We start from the raw sequence: 16204 nt of genomic DNA, 5'->3' as shown, positions 1-16204 counted from the left end.
TGCGCGGTGGCTCAGCGGGATCCGGCCGGGAAGGTTGGGTTCCGGAGGCAAGCGGATTGTTCATGCCGACCTTTGCTTGGTTGTCAGGTGGGGCGGCCAGTCTGACACGGATTGACGGATGGCCTCGAGGGCGATGCGAAAGGCCTCGGGATCCCGCCCGAAGGGGTCCTGGATCTCCCTGGAGGCTGGGGGTTGCCAGTGCCCCAGGAGGAAGATCCGGCCGATGGAACTGGGGAACAGCTGCCCGCACCAGCCCTTCTGGGACTGATCCATGACCAGGATGAGGTCCGCCGCGGCGGTCATGTCGTACGTCAACTGGCGACCGACATGGGCGGAGATGTCCAATCCGATGTCGGCCATGAGGCGCTGGGCCTCAGGATCTGCCGGAGCGCCCACCAAGGCGCTCAGCCCGGCGGATTCCACTGTGATGTCGGGGGGCAGGAGGGAGCGCAGCAGGGCCTCGGCCATGGGAGCCCGACAATGGTTGCCCTCGCACACGACCAGGATGTGGCGGATAGCGGCTGCCGGACCATCGTTCATGGTTTGGAGTTCAGTGAAGATCCCAGGTACTTGACGCTGGTGGCGGTCTGCAAGAGGCCTGTGTAGGTCGGCAGGATGAGGTTCAGGACCTGACCCCAGCGGACGACGGTGCCCTTGTCCACGTAGACGATGTCACGGGCATAGAGCGGGAAACGGTCCGCCAGGATCATGGCGGTCGGATTCCGCGCATCCAGATGGAAGACATCCACCGCATTGAGGGCGGAGCCCTGCCGGATCACGTAGATCGAATGTGCGTCCGCAGTCTGGCCCTGGATCCCACCCGAGTCCTGGATGGCCTTCGCGAGGGAAAGATTCCCATGGAGAAGGGGAGTCGTCCCCGGCCGCACGAGTTCACCCAGCATGTAGACGGGAGAGTCCAGGAGGTTCGGGACGTGGAGCGAGTCCCCGTCCTGCAGGAGGATCTGCCCCACGCGGTTGCCCTGGGCCATCAGCGTCTGGAAGTTCAGCCGCCAGGTCTGGTTCCCCCTGGAGAGGAGGATGCGGCTGTCATCCGCGGTGGGAAGGAACCCGCCGGCGCGATTCACGGCCTCCGTCAGGGTGAAGGGCACGTCAGTGACCGGGTAGACCCCGGCATTGCGGACCTCGCCTCCCACGTAGACCTTCTGCGACCGGAAGGCGATCACCTTCACATCGACCTGGGGATTCTGAAGCACCTTGGCCAGAAGGGAGGTGAGCTTATCCCGGACCCCGCCCGTGGTCAGTCCGGCGACATGGAACCTGCCGACGTAGGGGAAGAAGACATCGCCCGCCTCGTCCACCACGGTGCCGGCGGCGGAATCCTGCCGGTACTGCCCCAGGGGCAGGGTGATCTCAGGGTGGTCCCACACTGTGACCAGCAGGATGTCCTGCGGGCCGATGTGATAGGGAGTGGCGCTCTTCTCGAGGACGCCGACGGGCGGGCCCGGCTCGGAGGTCCGCCGCTCCTGCTCCTGGACGGTGGCGGTGTTCAGGGGCCGCAGGGTGACATTCAGTCCATCCAGGTGGCTGGTCTGAGTCTTGGAGGGGTGGACATTCAGCTGCATCCCCGGGGAGGTGCAGGCCGCGAGCAACAGGGTGGCGCACAGCGCGAGCCAGGCCCCGATACGGGGGGATTCCACGCGTCCTACCCGGGGTTTGCCCAGGCTGATCGGAGGAAAGTCCCCGGCTGGAATCCGGGTCTCGGACGGATCGGAAAGGCACATGGTACTCTCCGTGATGAGGGGACTAGGTGTATCGCTATTTCCCATGACCACGCAAGCAAAATCGGAGCTATTTGGGCTTTCGTCAAGTGCTACCCTGGACCCAGACCCAAGGACTTCGCATGATCTGGCCCCCTCCCAGCCTCCGCCTGTCGCGGGCTCCGCTCGGAGGGAGGGGAATCCCCACGGGGGCCTGCCTTCCCATGCGGCCAAAGCCCCTTCCCTGGGCTTTGGCCGCATGGATGGCTCTGCAGTGCGCCTGCGGGTCCCAGGGAACCTCAGCACCGGCTGCCCCCTCGGTGGCCGTTCCGCCCGTCGCGAACTGCACCCCCAAACCCACCTCCTCCCAGACCGTGAACGTAAAGGACGCCCCCTACAACGCCAAGGGCGACGGGATCACCAACGACACGGCCGCTCTGCAGAAGGCCGTGGATGCCATGGCCGGAACCGGCGGCACGGTCTCCGTGCCCGCGGGGACCTACCTGGTGGATGCGCTCACCTCCCTCCAGTTGAGAAGCGGCATGACCCTGTCCCTCGACACAGGCGCCATCCTGAAGGCCATTCCCAACGGCTCCTCCAACTACATCATCCTCCGCATCTCAGGCGTTTCGAACGTGAACGTGGTGGGCGGCACCCTGCTGGGCGACCGCACCACCCACACCGGGACCAGCGGGGAACAGGGCATGGGACTCCGGATCACGGGGAGCGCCCAGCACATCGCGGTGGTGGGGGTCACTTCGAAGGAGTGCTGGGGGGACGGGTTCGCGATCAGCGGTGCCAGCGATGTGACCCTCTGCAACGTCCTTGCGGACCACAACCGCCGCCAGGGATTGTCGATCACCAGTGGGAACGGCCTCGTCGTCAAGAATTCCAGCTTCACAAACAACCGCGGGACCATCCCCGAGGATGGCCTCGACATCGAGCCCAACAGCGGCGAGACCGTGAACAACGTCCTGATCACCGCCTGTGTCTTCGCGAACAACGGTGGGGACGGCATCGAGAACGGGGTGCCGATCGCTTACACCGGCCTGGCCTTCATCTACAACGTCGTGATCGATGGGAACACCATGACCGGCAACGGCGTGGCCACCCTCCACTCGGGCCCCCGCAGCGGCATCGAGGTCTCCAACACCAGCGGCCACGTCATCAAGAACAACACGATCCAGGGCAATGCCGGGTATGGCATCTACCTGCGGGATGGGGTCACGGGCACCACCGTCACCCGCAACACGGTGACCCAAAACACCCTGAACGGCGTCCTCGAGTACCGGTCCTCGGGCAACACCATCACGGACAACACGCTCTCCGGCAATGGCCTGCCGCCCTGAGGGCGGGCCCGTCCCTCCCGGGCCACCGAATGCTGTTCCACCCGTTGAATCCCCTGAGGAGTCCTCCTTGATTCAAGAACTGGTCCACGAAACGCCGCGCCATTCGGGCCGCAACCCGATTGCGTCCAGCGTGGCCATCGGTTCCGCGCCGAACGGGGGAAATGTCGTCAAGTTCTGGGAATTGCAGGGGCGCCCTGTGTTCGAGATGAACGGTGTGTGGTGGGGGCATCACCGGGGACCGTTCTACACGAGCCTCCCTTTCCAGCTGCGGCTCGACATCGGGCCCGAGGAGGCCCGGGAGATCCTGCACAGATCGAAGGTCCTGGGGTTGAGCTTCCCCTCGGACCGGCCCGGGCTGGCTGGCGGCCACTATGTCATCTCGCCCGAAGGCTATGACCTGGCGTCGGTCCACCGCAAGCAGCGCGGGCATGTGACGCGCGGCCTGGAGCTCTGCGAGCTGCGCACCCTCGACGCGGAGGAACTGCAGGCCAAGGGCCTGCCGCTGAACCGCGACACCCTCCAGCGACAATCTAGGGAAGACGCCACCTTCCTCGATCCGGCCAAGTGGAAGCGCTTCGTGCGGGGGCTGAGGGACTGTCCGGGCATGACCATCCATGGGGCCTTCGTCGATGGCAGGCTGGCCACCTACCTGATCTCCTGCCGCGATGGCCAGTGGCTGCATCTCATCTACAAGATGTCCAGCACCGCGGAGCGGGACCACTACCCCAACCATGCCCTGGACTTCTCCATCATCCGGAACGCCGCCTCAGACCCCGGGGTCCGCTTCATCGGCAACGGCATGACCTCGATCCTGCCCAATGAGGGGCTCGATCGCTACAAGCGGCAGCTCGGCTATCAGGTTCAGGCGCACAACCTGAGCATCCATTTCCACCCCTGGCTGGCTCCCTTGGTGGGTGCTTCCGAAGCCGTGGCGCGGCACGCCCAGGCGCGTTTCCCGACCAGCTCGCGCCTAGCCTACTACGCCGAGGTCCTCGGAGGCGCCCTGATCAGCCGCGCGCCCCAGGCCCCATAGCCCGGCCGAGTCCCGCAGGAAAGCCGGCGCCGCATGCGGCGGCGCCGGCTGCTGCTGTCGGGACATCCCTGGGGCCCCGGACTCCTGCTAGTACCCTCCTCCCGTGCCACCCCCAGTGCCACCTCCGGTGCCGGCCGAACCACCCAGCTGGCCGCGGATCTCACCGCTGGGATAGGCGGCGCTGTGGACATTCACGTAGAGGTTTCCGAGCCGCCAGCTCATGAACTGACCACCCGTGAGCCGGGTTCCGGTGGGAAGGGCCCAGGCGCCGCCACCAGCGTCCGTGAGCGGCACGATGATCGGCCCGGGGGTTCCAGCCGCCCCCTCATGGATATGGGACCCGGTTCCGGTAATGCCGGTGGTGGATAGGCCACCGCTCAGTTCGAGGGTGACGGGGTTGATGCTCACCGCCCCAGCCCCGGTGGCTGTGGAAGGCGTCGGTGGCACCTCGCTGGCACCGGATAGTGTGGCCGACTGGGTCACCGGCACGCTGAGGTTCAGCTGCCCCCGGATCTCGCCTCCGGGGTTGGCGGCGGTGTGCACGTTCACGTAGAGGTTGCCGTTCTGCCAGCTGGTCACCTGGGCGCTGGTGAGGGTAGCGCCCGGGGGGACGGTCCAGACACCGCCGCCCGCATCGGTCAGCGGAATGAGGATGGGCCCCGCGACTCCGGCGGCCCCCTCATGGATGTGGGCCGCGGTCCCCGTGATCCCCTCCGTGACCACCGTGCCGTGGATGGCCCCCGTGAGGGCGTTCACGGCCAGGGAGCCAAACCCGGTGGCCGTGCTCGTCGTCGCCGGGGTTTCCTGGCCGCCCGTGAGGTTCGCGAAGCTGACCCGGAGCTCGATCTGGCCCCGGATCTCGCCCGCCGTGAAGGTGGCGCTGTGGACGTTCACATAGTAGGTATTGGCCTGGAACGAGGCGTACTGGGTGTCGGTCAGCACCGTGTTGGGCGGAACGGTCCACACGCCTCCCGACCCTCCATTGAGGGGGATCACGATCGGCCCCGCGGCCCCCGCCGCGCCCTCATGGATATGGGCGGCCACCCCGGGAATGCCCGCGGTGGTCACGGTTCCGGTGAGGACCTTCGTCGTCGGGTTCACCGAGAAAGTGGCGGCTCCCGTAGCGGTGGAGGCGTTGGCGGGCACCTCATCGGCCCCGGACAGCGCAGCGTATCGCACGATGGGCGGCGCAGGCGCAGGAGCGGCCATTGAGCCCCCCCCTCCTCCCCCGCCACAGGCGGAGGCCATCAGGAACAAAGCGGAAAGGGCCAAGGTGGAGAAGGGACTTGGCCGGGGCCTATCGTCTGATTCGGGTGATCGCATGGCGGCTCCTTTGCGGGGGGATCTCCCCCGAGGCTCCAAACCTCGCGTCACGGAAGCCCGCCGGTCAGACCCGGTTCGCGGAAAGGAACCCCTCCGGTCGGGCCCCGGTATCCCGATCTTTCCTTGCGCATTCATTGCCTTTTTTTTCTGGGGGCAGACCATTCCTCGTAGCGCGACCAGCCTTGCTGCCTTAGGATTTACTAGCCATCTGGAGCCCATTTGCCGAACGAGCGTTCCCACGGTCTGGATCTCAGGGGCTTCATGCTCAAGATCGACCGTCTCGATGCGATCGGGCGCCTCCGCAACGCAGAGCGGCGCATCAGCGCGCTGGAGCAGCGGGTCTCGGAACTGAGCCTGCTGGACTCCGTCACCGGTCTGCCCAACCACCGCCATTTCGAGGACCGGCTCTCCCAGGCCCTGCTCGTGGCCCAGCGCCATGGGCACATCCTCGCCTTCCTCCTCCTGGATCTCGATCGGTTCAAGCGCGTGAATGACCTGCTGGGACACACGGGCGGCGATGAGGTGCTAAGGATGGTGGGTCAGCGTCTCCAGGAGGCGCTGCGCCAGGGCGATACGCTGGCCTGCATGGGCGGCGACCGGTTCCTGGTCCTGCTCCAGGAGATCAAGGATGTGGTGGCGGCCGCCCGGGTGGGCCAGAAGCTCCTGGAAGCCGTCCAGGCGCCGTTCCGCGCCGGATCCCGGGAGATCGATCTCACCGCCAGCATCGGGGTCTGCGTCTTCCCCAACGACGGCATGGACGCCCACGTGCTGGAGGCCCACGCGGAGTCCGCCCTGGTCCGCGCCAAGGAACGCGGCGGCAACCGCATCGAGTGCTTCACCAGCACGCTCAACGAGGTCTCGCTGGAGCGCCAGGAGCTGGAGAGCTGCCTGCGGTCCGCCCTGCAGAACGGCGAGCTGCAGATGTACTACCAGCCCCAGTTCTTCATGGACGGGCGCCTGGCCGGCGCCGAGGCCCTGATGCGCTGGAACCATCCCCTCCTCGGCTCCGTCCCCCCGGTGAAGTTCATCCCCTTGGCCGAGGAGAGCCGCCTCATCCTGCCCATCGGCGAATGGGCCCTCCGGGAGACGTGTGGGCAGATGGCCAAATGGCAGGCCATCAGCCCCTCTCCGCTCCTCCTCGCGGTGAACGTCTCCGTCCTCCAGTTCGCCAACGGGGACTGGGATGCCTGTGTGGCGCGGGCCCTGGCGGACACGGGCCTGGACCCCGGCTGCCTGGAACTGGAGCTCACGGAAAGCCTGGTGATGCGCCAGGGCCACGAGGATCTGGCCCCGCTCCACCGGCTGCGCGAAATCGGCACCCGCATCGCCATCGACGACTTCGGCACGGGCTACAGCTCCCTGGGATACCTCCAGCGCCTGCCCATCACGACCCTGAAGCTCGACCAGTCCTTCATCTCGGCACTGACCTCTGAAGACCCCGGGCTCTCTTCCGAGGCCATCGTGCGGGCCGTCATCCAGCTCGCCCACAGCCTCAACCTCACGGTGGTGGCCGAAGGCGTGGAGACCGAGGGCCAGCGGGACATGCTGGAGCTCCTGGGCTGCGACTGCCTGCAGGGCTTCCTGCTGGGCCGGCCCCTGCCCGCGGACGCCTTCGAGGCCATGCTCGAGTTCATGTCCACGAAGCAGTTCCTGAAGAAGGCCGCGCGCGCCCAGGAGGAAGTCAAGGTCCCACGGGTGGCCTCCACGGGCCGGGGACGCGGGGCCCGATAGGGTTTCGGAGCCTCTCCAGCCGCGTCGGTCCCGACTCACGAGGATTGTAAAAAAACAAAGTGTGACGCCGGCAAACCCCCAGACAGGGAGAATCAAGCTGTCCCTGTGCCTCCGGACCGTACGGACCCTCCCCCGGGCCCCGGAGATCGGCGCATTCCTGTTGCGCTTCGGCAGGGTCCCACCCGCCGAGGCCCCCATGCAGCGCCGCACCATCGACGTCGACGAACGCCTGCCCCTGCTGCAGACCGTCCCCCTGAGCCTTCAGCACCTGTTCGCGATGTTCGGAGCGACGGTGCTGGTGCCCTTCCTCTTCAAGGTGAACCCGGCCACCTGCCTGCTGATGAATGGGGTCGGCACCCTGATCTACCTGGTCGTGGCCAAGGGCCGCATCCCCGCCTATCTGGGGTCGAGCTTCGCCTTCCTCTCGCCGGTCTTCGCCGTGCTGGCGGCGGGGCTGAGCTACTCCGCCGCCCAGGGCGGCTTCATCGTCTTCGGCCTCATCTTCATGCTGCTCTCCCAGGTGGTGCGCGTGGCGGGCACCCGGTGGATCGACATCATCTTCCCCCCGGCCGCCATGGGCGCCATCGTCGCCATCATCGGCCTGGAGCTGGCCCCCGTGGCCACCAACATGGCGGGACTCACCGCTGGCCCGGCGGTGCTGGGCATGCCGCTGCGCCTGGCCCTGGTGGTCTCGCTGTCCACCCTGGCGGTGACCATCCTGGCCTCCATCCTGTTGCGCGGGTTCCTGGCGGTAATCCCCGTCCTGCTGGGCGTCATCGCGGGCTACCTGATCTCCTTGGGTCTCGGCGTAGTGGATTTCCAGGCGGTGCGTCTGGCGCCCTGGTTCCAGGTCCCCACCCTCTACGCGCCCAGCTACAACCTGCAGGCCATCCTCATCATCCTGCCCGCCGCCCTGGTGGTGCTGGCCGAACATGTGGGCCACCTGGTGGTGACCGGGAACATCGTGGGCAAGGACCTGCTGAAGAACCCCGGCCTGCACCGCTCCCTGCTGGGGGACGGCCTCTCAAACGTGCTCTCCGGCCTGGTCGGGGCCACCCCCAACACCACCTACGGCGAGAACATCGGCGTCATGGCCATCACCAAGGTCTACAGCGTGTGGGTCATCGGCGGCACCGCCGTCATCGCCATCCTGGTGTCCTTCTCCGGCAAGCTGGCGGCCCTCATCCGGAGCATCCCCGTGCCTGTCATGGGCGGCGTCTGCATCCTGCTCTTCGGCGTCATCGCCGCCGCGGGCATCCGCATGCTCATCGAGAAGAAGGTCGACTACACCCAGTCCCGCAACCTGATCCTCACCTCGGTGGTCCTCATCAGCGGCATCAGCGGCGCGGCCGTGAAGCTTCACACGGTAGAGCTCCGCGGCATGGCCCTGGGCACCGTGGTGGCCATCGTCCTGAGCCTGGTCTTCTGGTCCTTCGATCGCCTCGGCATCAGCAACGACACTCAACCCTGATTCAAAGGAGCGCTGCATGGAACGGTTCTTCCATCTGAAGGCCAAGGGCACCACGGTGGCCACGGAGGTGCTCGCGGGCACCACCACCTTCATCTCGATGGCCTACGTGATCTCGCTGATCCCAAACGCCTTCCTCAAGGTGGCGGGCATCGCGCCGGGCGTGGGCTTCACGGCCTTCGTGGTCTGCGCCATCCTCTCGACCCTCATCGGCGCCTTCTACGCGAACCTGCCCATCGCTTTCGCTTCGGGCATCGGCCTCTCGGCCTTCTTCGCGTTTACCGTCTGCGCCCCCGCCAATCAGGGCGGCATGGGCTACACCATCCAGGTGGCCCTCACGGCCCTGCTACTCGAAGGCCTCGTCTTCATCGCCCTCAGCGCCATGAAGGTGCGCGAAGCCTTCATGGACGCCATCCCCTTCTCGCTGAAGAAGGGCATCTCCGTGGGCATCGGCCTCTTCATCGCCATCATCGGCTTCGTGGATTCCGGCGTCACCCAGGTGGGCCTGAAGTTCGAGCCCGACACGATCTTCCCGGTCCTGAAGAACGACCCCTCGGCCCTCTTCGGCCTGCATGACGTGAACAACCTCTTCATCGCGAAGTTCTGGGACCACGGCCACCTCACCCCGGCCTTCTGGTCCGTGGTGGGCCTCTTCCTCATCGCCGTGCTGGTGGCCAAGCGCGTGAAGGGTGCCATCCTCCTGGGCATCCTGGCCATCACCCTGGTGGGCCTGCTGCCCGTGAGCTTCGGCGGCGGCTTCACCCACCTGCCCAAGGGCACCCTCTTCCAAATCCCCAGCTGGCCTCACATGTTCCAGTACGACTGGAGCTGGACGAAGTCCCTGGGCGGCATGATCAACATCTTCATCATCCTGTTCACCCTGCTCTTCGTGGACATGTTCGACACCATCGGAACCCTCATGGGTATCGGCGCCCAGGGCAAGCTGCTGGACAAGGAGGGCAAGTTCCCGGGCGCGTCCAAGGCCTTCATGGCCGATGCCGTGGGCACCACCTTCGCGTCCATGTTCGGCACCACGGCCATCACCGCCTACATCGAAAGCGCCTCCGGCGTGGCCGAGGGCGGCAAGACGGGCCTCACGGCCCTGGTGGTGGCGGGCTGGCTGGCCCTGGCCCTCTTCCTCTCGCCCCTCTTCCTCATGGTGCCGCTCCAGGCCACGGCCCCGGCGCTCATGATGATCGGCTTCTTCATGCTGTCGGAGATCAAGGAGATCAAGTTCGACGACGTCACCGACGCCATCCCTGCCTACCTGGCCGTGGTGGTCATGCCCTTCACGTTCTCCATCGTCAACGGCATCGCGCTCGGCATGATCGCCTACACCGTGCTGAAGGCCGCCACCGGGCGCTTCAAGGAGATCAACCCGATCATCCTCGTGCTCTCGGTGATCTTCCTCCTCAAGCTCCTCTTCCTGTCCGCCTAGGACCCCCGCCTCAACCCGGAGAACCCATGACCAAGCTCGCCCTCGCCCTCCTCGTGGCGGTAGCCCTGCCTCTCGGCGCCGCCGACTGGAGCGACACCTTCATCGGCTACCGCACCGGCACCCAGTTCCGGGAACCCGGCATCGACGGCACCGTGAAGAAGAACATCCTCCAGCTCGGCCACGTCAGCGGCTGGGCCTACGGCACCAACTTCTTCAACGTCGACATGCTCATGTCCGACCGGAACGACCCCACCGCCAGCGGGAACAGCGGCGCCAACGAGGTCTACGCGCTCTACCGCGGCTCCCTGAGCCTCGGCAAGCTCACGAAGACCGATCTCGGCTTCGGCCCCGTGCGCGACATCTCCCTCACCGCCGGCTTCGACTTCAACGCCAAGGACAACGCCTTCGCCTCCAAGAAGCGCTTCCTGGTCGCCGGCCCCACCTTCAACTTCAAGGTGAGGGACGGCTTCTTCGACCTGGGGCTCCTCGCCTGCCACGAGCAGAACTACAACGGCATCGTGGGCCAGTCAGTGGACTTCAAGACCACGTACTACGTCACCGCCGCCTGGGGCATCCCCTTCCAGATGGGCGCCGTGGGCGCGGAGTTCAAGGGCTACGCCAACTACGAAGGCGCCAAGGGCAAGGACGGCTTCGGCGTGGAGACCAAGCCCGAGACCCTGGCCAACCTGACGCTGATGTTCGACATCAGCCCCCTCTTCGGCACCAAGAAGAAGGTCTACGTGGGCCCCGGCTTCGAGTACTGGAACAACAAGTTCGGCGGCCCGAACAACGACGGCCCCGCCCCCGCCACCAACAAGCGCGTCACCGCGCCCATGGCCCAGCTGCAGATCCACTTCTGAATCATCCCAACCTTGCGAAAAAAGGGGGCCTCGCAGGGCCCCCTTTTTCGTCTGGATGAGGGCCCTCACCCCAGGAGCTTGGCCATCAGGTCGGAGTGCAGGTTCCAGTGGAGGAATCCCGCCAGACCGAAGACCAGGCCGATGCTCGCGAAGACCCCCGCCACAGCGAACAGCCACCGCTTCCGGGTGAGGGCGGTAACGCCCGCCAGCGCCACGGCCACGCTCAGGCAAGCCTCGGCGAGATCGAACTGGTCGTCATGGACATTCATCGCCTCGTAGTCCTTGGCAGCCTGCTCCGCCTCGGCCTTGATCTGCTCCTTCTCCTTTTCATACTTCTTCCCGGCCGCCTCCTGGGCGGCGATCCGGGCCTCCACCCGGGCCCGCGCCTCCGGCTTCAACCCCGGGCTCATGTCGAGCTGGACCCTCAGCATCTCCACTGCGTTCTCCGCGATGTGCTGCTTGGTGCTCTTGCTCTGGTAGAAGGCCCACTGGTCCACCGCCTTGGCCTGGGACTGCTGCATGGCCTGGACGACGTTGCCATCCTTCACGTTGCACAGAGCCATGAAGGTCGCCACCACCGCCACGAACAGGGCGATGAACCCGTTGAACCGGCTGTCCCTCGCGTGGTCCTGCACCTCATCCTGGATCGGATCGAGGGTTTCCGGCATGGCAGCCTCCTTGAGGCCCTCAGTCTAGGGCAAGGTCCCAGCCCGCCGAACCCGTCCACCCCCACCCCGACCCGCTAGACTATCCCCTGCGCGCCCATAGCTCAGGTGGATAGAGCAGCAGCCTTCTAAGCTGCAGGTCGCTGGTTCGAGTCCAGCTGGGCGCACCAAGTGCGCCCAGCTGGACTCGAACCAGCGAATGGGATTCTGAAGGCAGGACTTGATGTCCTGCCGCAGGAAGACCGGCGATCGGCGCAGCCGAGCGCAGTTCGAGGCCAGCGTGAAGTGGGTCGGCGCCTACCCATGCGCCCAGCTGGACTCGAATCAGCCCCGGGCCGCACGGACGCGGCCGGGATCTTACGTCGAGTGGGATCGTAGAGACAGCGCGGGGCGCTGTCGGAGCGAGACCGGTGATCGGCGCAGCCGAGCACAGTTCGAGTCCAGCGTGAAATGGGTCGGCGCCCATCCCTGCGCCCAGCTGAATTCGACCCCGCGGGCTCAGACCGTGCGAAGCGTCTTCAGGTAGCCCGCCATGGCCAGATCCGACTCGCAGATGTGGTGGTCCAGCCACTCCCCGACTGAGGCGACCGCCTCCAGGCCCAGCTCCTGGCCCTTCGTCCGGCGGTGCTGGAGGTCGCGCACCTGGAGGACCAGGTCCTGGTGCTGGTTCGCGTGGACGATGCGATCGGCGAAACCCGCTTCCTTCATGAGGGTCTCTTCGGTCTGGCAGTGCTTGATGAGATGCCGCGCCAGGGCGGCCAACCCCTCGTCCACCTGGCCCCTCGGCGCCCCGGCTTCGAGGTCGGCGGCCAGCCGGGCCAGCGCCTCGAAGAGCTCACGGTGCTGCTGATCGATGGGCTCCAGTCCGGTTTCGAACTGTCGGCGCCAGCGCACAAGAGAGCGCGCGCTTCGAATCGCAGGGGCAGGCTTCACATCCAAAGAATACCAGAGCATCAGGAAATTTCGGGCCAGGACGGGTATCCGGCCGTCGCTCGTCGGCCCCACCCGCCGAGGAAGATTGGATAAAATCATCCCCCCATGCCCGCCCTCCCGACCCTCCAGCTCGATCCGGATCTGGCCCGCTTCGTCACGGGGGGCGTCTCCATCAACGCGGGCTCGGCGAGCGCTGCGGGCGTCCCCAGCCTCTGCCGCGCCTTCGGCTGCCGCGTGGAGCCAGGCACGGACCGCATCACCCTCTTTTTCTCCCCGCCCCAGGCCGCGGATCTGATCCGGGATGCCACGGCCAGCGGGGCCCTGGCGGTGGTCTTCAGCGAGCCCCCCACCCACCGGACGGTCCAGATCAAGGGCCAGAACGCCCGGCTCATCCCTCTGGCCGAGGGTGACCTGGCCTGCGTCACGGCCTACCGCACGGCCTTTGCGCAGTCTCTGGTCTTTCTCGGCTTCACGGAAGCCATGGTCAGGACCCTGCTCGATTGTCCCGACGAAGCGCTGGTGGCGCTGACCTTCACACCCTCGGCCTTCTTCAACTCGACGCCGGGGGCCCAGGCCGGAACGGCGCTGATCCCGGCCCTGGCTCCACCCCTGGCGCCGGGGGCCCCATGATCCCCATCCGCGCCCTCCGCGACTGCCTGGATGGCGTCATTCCGGGGGTGGTCTCCACCTGCGCCCCGGACGGCACGCCCAACGTGGCCTACATGTCCCAGGGGCAGTACCTCGACGATCGGCACCTGGCCCTCTCCTACCAGTTCTTCAACCGCACCCATCAGAACCTGCTCGCAAATCCGCGGGTCACCCTGGGCCTCATCCACCCCCAGACCGCCCAGCAGTACCGGGTCCACCTGACCTACCAGCGCACGGAAACCGAGGGGCCGATCTTCGAATCCATGAAGGCCAAGCTGGCGGGCATCGCCTCCCACACGGGCATGACTGGCGTGTTCCGCCTGCTGGGCTCCGACATCTACCGCCTCGAGCGGGCGGAAGTGGTGCCAGGCAGCACGCTGCCCGCCCCGCCTCCGGCGGTGGACCCCCTCCTGGCCCTGCGCACCTGCATGGAGCGGCTGCCCACCAGCCCCGATGCCGAATCCCTCCTGGATGCGCTGCTGGACGGTCTGCAAACCCACTTTGCCATCGAGCACGCCCTGGTGATGATGCTGGATCCCCGCCGGGACCGGCTCTACACCGTGGCCAGCCGGGGCTATGCGACCTCGGGCGTGGGCTCGGAGATCCCGGTGGGCGATGGCGTCATCGGCGTGGCGGCCCGGGAGCGGGTACCCATCCGCATCTCGCACGTCACCTCCGAGTACGCCTACGGCCTCGCCATGCGCGAGGGGGCCGAGCGGCAGGGCATGGGCGACCGGCTGGAGACGGAGATCCCCTTCCCGGGCCTGGCCTCGCCCGGCAGCCAGCTGGCCGTGCCCATCCCAGGGGCCCGCGAGCCCCTGGGTGTGCTCTTCGTGGAGAGCCCCACGGAGATGCGCTTCACCCACGCGGACGAGGATGCACTGGTGGCGCTGGCCACCCAGGTGGGGGGCCTCTTCCGCCTCTTCCTGGCGGAGCTGGAGCTGGGCGACGAGGCTCAGTCCGGGATCCCCCGCGAACCCCCGCCCGCCGGCCCCCCCCTGCGGGTGCGGCACTATGCCGCCAACGACAGTGTGTTCCTGGGGGATGACTACCTCATCAAGGGCGTGGCGGGGAACATCCTCTGGACGCTCCTGCAGGATCACCAGACTCTGGGGCGCACCCAGTTCAGCAACCGGGAGCTGCGCGCCGATCCCCGGGTGCGCCTGCCGGACCAGAGCGACAACCTGGAGGCCCGCCTCGTCCTGCTCCATCGCCGCCTGGCAGAGCGACAGGCCTGCGTGCAGCTGGAGAAGACAGGGCGGGGACGCTTCCGGCTGTTGGTGGGCCGGCCCCTGAGCCTGGAGGACATGGATGCCGGCGTGTGATCCACTTCGCACATGCCTTTTCTTAAAACCTTCTTAAAGGCTTGCTAATTCTTTCTTAAGGGTGGAAAAAACAAATAAACCATCGCTTGGGAGTGCGATAAACACCTCATCGGGATTCGACCCGACCCCTTCCCTGATGAGGTGATTCATGACGCTGCTTCGCGCCCTCCCCTGCGCCCTCCTGGGCTTTGCCTTGGCCCAGTCCGCCACCCCCGCCCAGACGAAGCTCATCCAGCGTGGGGCCTACTACGTGCAGGTGGCCGGCTGCCACGACTGCCACACCCCGCTGAAGATGGGTCCGAAGGGCCCCGAGCCGGATATGAGCCGCATGCTGTCGGGCCATCCCGAGGGCCTGAAGATGCCCCCGGCCCCGAAGCTGACCGAGGCCCCCTGGGGCTGGGTCGGCTCCCTGACCATGACGGCCTTCTCGGGCCCCTGGGGTGTCAGCTACGCCGCCAACCTCACGCCTGACAAGGAGACCGGGCTGGGCGCCTGGACCGAGGCCCAGTTCCTCCAGATGGTGCGCAGCGCCCGTCATCTGGGCCAGGGCCGCGCCATCCTGCCCCCCATGCCCATCCAGAACCTCCAGGCCGCCACCGAGGCCGACCTGAAGGCGGTCTTCGCCTACCTGCACTCGATCCCGGCCGTGAAGAACAAGGTGCCTGCGCCCATCGCGCCCGCCCCCACGCCCATCCCCATGCACTGAGCCGGACCCCGCCATGCGCACCCTCCTCTTGGCCCTCCTGGTCCTCGGCGCATGGCCGGGGGCTGCGAAGGCTCCCGCCCCGCCCCGCCTGCTCTCCCAGACCGGCCTCTACGCCGCTTCGGGCGTGGTGGCAGCCCGGAACCTGGCCTACGCGCCCCAGTACCCGCTGTGGACCGACGGCGCCGCCAAGGCCCGGTGGATCCACCTGCCGGCGGCCATCGACGGCCGCGACGAGGCGGGCTGGGTGTTCCCCGTGGGCACCAAGGCCTGGAAGGAGTTCGCCTTCGGGGGCCGCAAGGTGGAGACGCGCCTGCTCTGGAAGACTGGGCCCGGGACCTGGGTCTTCGCCAGCTACGCCTGGAACGAGGCCCAGACCGACGCCATTCTCGTGCCCGAGGGCGGGCTGCCAGATGCCGCCGAGGTCGCCCCGGGTCTCCGGCACGGCATCCCCTCGCGGACGGACTGCCGGGACTGCCACGGCCAGGAGCAGGTGGAGATCCTCGGCTTCACGGCCCTCCAGCTCTCCCCGGACCGCGATCCCGGCGCCCTCCACGGCGAGCCCCTCCGGCCCGGCATGGTCACCCTGAAGGAGCTGGTGGCCCAACGCCTCCTGCGGGGCACCCGGGCGGACCTCCTCACGCGGCCGCCCCGCATCGAGGGCGATCCCGCCACCCGCACGGCCCTGGGCTACCTCCAGGCCAACTGCGCCACCTGCCACCGGGCGGACCGGCCCATCCCCGGCCTGGGCCTGGACCTGCGCCCCGCCCACGCCCTCCGCACGGCCCTGGCGCCCGGCGGCTTCCCGGTGCCCGGCCAGCTGGACAGCCGCATCCTCAGCCCCGGGCACCCGGAGCGAAGCGCCCTGCTGCACCGCATGGGCAGCCGGGATCCCATCGCCCAGATGCCCCCCCTGGGCACCGTGCGCGTGGACCAGGCCGCCGTGGACCATGTCCGTCGCTGGATCGCCGACCTGCCCGCCCTACCGTCCCACTGACGTCCATCTCCCC

Annotated in this window: 15 protein-coding genes and 1 tRNA gene; 11 read left to right on the top strand and 5 right to left on the bottom strand. The window is 67.3% G+C overall.

The annotated features are described in order from the left end of the window. Window positions 1–60: 60 nt before the first annotated feature. Together NOV65_RS14750 and NOV65_RS14745 are read right to left on the bottom strand one after the other, a co-directional pair. Window positions 61–540 carry a low molecular weight protein-tyrosine-phosphatase gene (locus NOV65_RS14750; protein WP_257307386.1) on the bottom strand — a complete coding sequence of 160 codons (480 nt, stop codon included), beginning with the start codon at window positions 538–540 and terminating at the stop codon, window positions 61–63. Further along, the gene (locus NOV65_RS14745) at window positions 537–1658 is read right to left on the bottom strand and encodes a polysaccharide biosynthesis/export family protein (RefSeq protein WP_257307384.1); all 1122 of its coding nucleotides are present in this window, start codon (window positions 1656–1658) and stop codon (window positions 537–539) included. The genes NOV65_RS14750 and NOV65_RS14745 overlap by 4 nt, the downstream gene beginning before the upstream one ends. 323 nt (window positions 1659–1981) lie before the next feature. Here NOV65_RS14745 and NOV65_RS14740 point away from each other — a divergent pair, with 323 nt between their 5' ends. Continuing rightward, on the top strand, window positions 1982–3067 hold the full coding sequence (locus NOV65_RS14740; RefSeq protein WP_257307382.1) for a right-handed parallel beta-helix repeat-containing protein: 1086 nt from the start codon (window positions 1982–1984) through the stop codon (window positions 3065–3067). A gap of 67 nt (window positions 3068–3134) precedes the next feature. Further along, entirely contained in the window at window positions 3135–4100 is a 966-nt protein-coding gene (locus NOV65_RS14735; protein WP_257307379.1) for a hypothetical protein, read from the top strand. An 87-nt stretch (window positions 4101–4187) separates the two neighbouring features. Here the strand turns inward: NOV65_RS14735 and NOV65_RS14730 are convergent, their stop codons facing one another. Then, complete coding sequence (locus NOV65_RS14730) at window positions 4188–5309, bottom strand: CHRD domain-containing protein (RefSeq protein WP_257307377.1); 1122 nt, start codon at window positions 5307–5309, stop codon at window positions 4188–4190. 333 nt (window positions 5310–5642) lie between these two features. Here NOV65_RS14730 and NOV65_RS14725 point away from each other — a divergent pair, with 333 nt between their 5' ends. The 4 genes from NOV65_RS14725 (at window position 5643) to NOV65_RS14710 (ending at window position 10920) form a co-directional block, all read left to right on the top strand. After that, window positions 5643–7154 carry a putative bifunctional diguanylate cyclase/phosphodiesterase gene (locus tag NOV65_RS14725; RefSeq protein ID WP_257307375.1) on the top strand — a complete coding sequence of 504 codons (1512 nt, stop codon included), beginning with the start codon at window positions 5643–5645 and terminating at the stop codon, window positions 7152–7154. A 196-nt stretch (window positions 7155–7350) separates the two neighbouring features. Beyond that, on the top strand, window positions 7351–8625 hold the full coding sequence (gene uraA / locus NOV65_RS14720; protein ID WP_257307373.1) for a uracil permease: 1275 nt from the start codon (window positions 7351–7353) through the stop codon (window positions 8623–8625). A gap of 16 nt (window positions 8626–8641) precedes the next feature. Further along, the gene (locus tag NOV65_RS14715) at window positions 8642–10060 is read left to right on the top strand and encodes an NCS2 family permease (RefSeq protein ID WP_257307372.1); all 1419 of its coding nucleotides are present in this window, start codon (window positions 8642–8644) and stop codon (window positions 10058–10060) included. 26 nt (window positions 10061–10086) lie between these two features. Then, a complete protein-coding gene (locus NOV65_RS14710; RefSeq protein ID WP_257307369.1) occupies window positions 10087–10920 on the top strand; it encodes a hypothetical protein in 834 nt (277 codons plus the stop codon). Window positions 10921–10985: 65 nt separating this feature from the next. Here NOV65_RS14710 and NOV65_RS14705 read toward each other — a convergent pair whose 3' ends face one another. Next, entirely contained in the window at window positions 10986–11588 is a 603-nt protein-coding gene (locus NOV65_RS14705; protein ID WP_257307368.1) for a DUF4337 domain-containing protein, read from the bottom strand. A gap of 90 nt (window positions 11589–11678) precedes the next feature. Between NOV65_RS14705 and NOV65_RS14700 the strand changes: the two genes are divergently transcribed. Continuing rightward, window positions 11679–11755 (top strand) — tRNA-Arg (locus NOV65_RS14700). Between the two features lie 328 nt (window positions 11756–12083). Here NOV65_RS14700 and NOV65_RS14695 read toward each other — a convergent pair. Then, complete coding sequence (locus NOV65_RS14695) at window positions 12084–12479, bottom strand: bacteriohemerythrin (RefSeq protein ID WP_257307366.1); 396 nt, start codon at window positions 12477–12479, stop codon at window positions 12084–12086. A 144-nt stretch (window positions 12480–12623) separates the two neighbouring features. Here NOV65_RS14695 and NOV65_RS14690 point away from each other — a divergent pair, with 144 nt between their 5' ends. The 4 genes from NOV65_RS14690 to NOV65_RS14675 all read left to right on the top strand — a co-directional run bounded on the left by NOV65_RS14690 (window position 12624) and on the right by NOV65_RS14675 (window position 16191). Further along, window positions 12624–13148 carry a hypothetical protein gene (locus NOV65_RS14690; RefSeq protein WP_257307364.1) on the top strand — a complete coding sequence of 175 codons (525 nt, stop codon included), beginning with the start codon at window positions 12624–12626 and terminating at the stop codon, window positions 13146–13148. Continuing rightward, the gene (locus NOV65_RS14685) at window positions 13145–14491 is read left to right on the top strand and encodes a GAF domain-containing protein (RefSeq protein WP_257307363.1); all 1347 of its coding nucleotides are present in this window, start codon (window positions 13145–13147) and stop codon (window positions 14489–14491) included. The genes NOV65_RS14690 and NOV65_RS14685 overlap by 4 nt, the downstream gene beginning before the upstream one ends. Window positions 14492–14639: 148 nt before the next feature. Continuing rightward, window positions 14640–15197, top strand: a complete 558-nt coding sequence (locus NOV65_RS14680) for a hypothetical protein (protein ID WP_257307362.1) — start codon at window positions 14640–14642, stop codon at window positions 15195–15197. Window positions 15198–15210: 13 nt separating this feature from the next. Continuing rightward, window positions 15211–16191, top strand: coding sequence for a hypothetical protein (locus NOV65_RS14675; RefSeq protein ID WP_257307360.1), 981 nt, complete (start codon window positions 15211–15213; stop codon window positions 16189–16191). Window positions 16192–16204 lie beyond the last annotated feature (13 nt).

This window comes from Geothrix campi, assembly GCF_024609265.1.
Classification (GTDB): Bacteria; Acidobacteriota; Holophagae; order Holophagales; family Holophagaceae; genus Geothrix; species Geothrix campi.
Note: the sequence above shows the minus strand (reverse complement) of the source record. Positions and strands in the feature narration are given on the sequence as shown.